Annotated in this window: 4 protein-coding genes and 1 pseudogene; 3 read left to right on the top strand and 2 right to left on the bottom strand. The window is 49.9% G+C overall.

What is annotated here, in order from left to right:
- The 3 genes from QZ506_RS19535 to rnt all read left to right on the top strand — a co-directional run.
- Positions 1-237 (top strand): IS1 family transposase (locus QZ506_RS19535; RefSeq protein WP_291973282.1); only part of this gene is annotated, 237 nt, incomplete at its 5' end.
- Between the two features lie 74 nt (positions 238-311).
- The gene (gloA, locus tag QZ506_RS19530; RefSeq protein ID WP_291973279.1) at positions 312-719 is read left to right on the top strand and encodes a lactoylglutathione lyase; all 408 of its coding nucleotides are present in this window, start codon (positions 312-314) and stop codon (positions 717-719) included.
- A gap of 192 nt (positions 720-911) precedes the next feature.
- Positions 912-1,562 carry a ribonuclease T gene (gene rnt / locus QZ506_RS19525; RefSeq protein WP_291973278.1) on the top strand — a complete coding sequence of 217 codons (651 nt, stop codon included), beginning with the start codon at positions 912-914 and terminating at the stop codon, positions 1,560-1,562.
- A gap of 127 nt (positions 1,563-1,689) precedes the next feature.
- Here the strand turns inward: rnt and QZ506_RS19520 are convergent, their stop codons facing one another.
- Together QZ506_RS19520 and QZ506_RS19515 are read right to left on the bottom strand one after the other, a co-directional pair.
- A complete protein-coding gene (locus QZ506_RS19520; protein WP_291973276.1) occupies positions 1,690-2,031 on the bottom strand; it encodes a Grx4 family monothiol glutaredoxin in 342 nt (113 codons plus the stop codon).
- Between the two features lie 341 nt (positions 2,032-2,372).
- Positions 2,373-2,455: pseudogene (locus tag QZ506_RS19515) on the bottom strand (lipoprotein); the annotation flags it as partial.

Here is a 2,455-nt window from a genome sequence, read left to right as displayed (position 1 = left end):
CCTCAGCGTTACCGTCGTCAGTCATGCAAACACGGATGGCACAGTGCTTACAACGACGAACTTCCAAAAGTAAAACACATTGTTAGCAAGCTGTATACACAGCGTATTGAGCGTGCACATCTGATACTGCGTAACCGATTGCAACGGCTCAATCGCAAGACGCTCGGGTATTCAAAATCATCTGAAATGCACGATAGGATCATCGGTACTTACATCGAACGCGAGTACTACGTTTGATGCAACATCAACTCATTGAATACACGACCCGCCTTTGTGATGGCGGTCAACCACAGTAGTCAATCGAGGATATTATGCGATTACTTCATACCATGTTGCGTGTTGGGGATTTACAACGCTCAATCGATTTTTACACCAAGGTACTGGGGATGCGTTTGCTGCGAACCAGTGAAAATACCGAATACAAATACACGCTCGCTTTCGTGGGTTATACCGAAGAGAGCGAAGGGGCCGTCATTGAACTTACGTACAACTGGGGCGTTGATAAATACGATTTGGGTAATGCTTTCGGACACATTGCGCTGGCGGTTGAAGACGTTGCCGCAACCTGCGAGCGAATTCGTCAGGTTGGCGAAAAAGTGACGCGCGAAGCTGGCCCTGTTAAGGGCGGCACCACAATTATTGCCTTTATCGAAGATCACGATGGTTACAAGATTGAGCTGATTGAAAAAGCGCAATCCGGAAACGGGCTCGGCAACTGATTGTCAGGCAATGCACTGCGGCGGCTTCTGTCCGCCGCTTTTTTTGGTTTTTTCCTTTCCCTTCTCTCTTACGCTGTGCTCATTCCATTGCGCACTTCTCCCCTTCGGGGTGCTCAATGCATCAGTTTTACTGCATTGATGGTGGGAATTTGCCATAATGCGCGCTGCATTTAGTAAATGATTAAAGAGAACATGGCTGATAAAAATAACCTGAACGCACTGAGTGGCCGTTTCCGCGGGTTTTACCCGGTTGTTATTGATGTTGAAACTGCAGGGTTCAACGCGAAAACTGACGCACTGCTGGAAATTGCCGCCATCACGATGAAAATGGATGAAGACGGTTGGTTACAGCCCGATGAGACGTTGTATTTTCACGTCGAGCCATTCGAAGGCGCGCTTCTTGATCCCGCTGCGCTGGCATTTACCGGCATTGATCCCCACAATCCGTTGCGCGGTGCCGTCTCTGAATACGAAGCACTGCATGAAATATTCAAAATGGTGCGTAAAGGTATTAAAGACAGGGGCTGCAATCGCGGGATTATTGTCGCCCACAACGCCAATTTTGATCACTGCTTTCTGATGGCAGCAGCGGAACGCTGCGGGCTGAAGCGCAACCCGTTCCACCCCTTTGCCACCTTTGACACTGCCGCGCTGAGCGGATTGGTGCTGGGACAGACCGTATTGGCAAAGGCCTGCATGACCGCTGGCATCGCCTTCGACTCCGCGCAGGCACACTCAGCGCTTTATGATACGCAGCAAACCACGGCGCTATTTTGCGAACTTGTTAATCGTTGGAAGCGGCTGGGCGGTTGGCCATTGCCCGTGGAAGACCAAACGGACTGAGTTCTCGGAATACGACCATGAACAGGTTTCATTCCCAAATAAGAGGGGACCCAGGTGCTGGTTCCCCTCTTTTACCTCGGATACCGGCGGTATGCCCGCCAACAGGCACAATTTACTGTGCGCTGTCTCAGTCCTGCGGCTCACGGTATTTGTCTGCGGTTTCTTTGATCAGTTGCTGCAATTCGCCACGTTGATACATTTCAATGACAATATCGCATCCACCAACCAGTTCACCGTCAACCCACAGTTGGGGAAAGGTCGGCCAATTAGCGTATTTTGGCAGCTCAGCACGAATATCCGGGTTTTGTAAAATGTCCACATAGGCGAAGCGTTCACCGCACGCCGACAGCGCTTGCACGGCTTGGGCAGAGAAACCGCAGCTCGGCAACTTCGGGGAACCTTTCATGTATAACAGAATCGGGTTTTCTGTAATCTGGCGCTGAATTTTTTCAATCGTTGTCGTCGTCATGCTTTTTGCTTCCTCAAACGGTGTTTCTGCGAGCCATCACGATGCCCTCTTCCTGTAGGAGGGATCGCACGGCATCATTATGTAACGGGGTATTATCGCACCATTGTCGCGTATGTGCTTTGTTATCCAAGCGATTGCAAAGCACATATACCGTTGCTTCATTGTAGCGAGAGCCGTCATGACAAAAAAACGCTATTTTTTGTAGGGCTTTTCCTGTCTCCGTTCCCTCTAAGGCATCCTCGGTGAAATATGCCGCAATAAATGATGATATTTGGGTCTTCCCTTGGGCTTTGTTGAATAAATCAGAACTTGTAACGACTGCGCCCCATACGGGTCGATTGTTACGTGATGCGAATACTGTTCGGCATTCCTAATAGCGTGATCCGGTTAAGCGCTTTGACCATGGCCATGGCTTCACCCACCT

This window comes from Candidatus Symbiopectobacterium sp., from assembly GCF_020054415.1.
Lineage (GTDB): Bacteria > Pseudomonadota > Gammaproteobacteria > Enterobacterales > Enterobacteriaceae > Symbiopectobacterium.
This window is presented reverse-complemented; position numbering and strand designations above follow the sequence as displayed.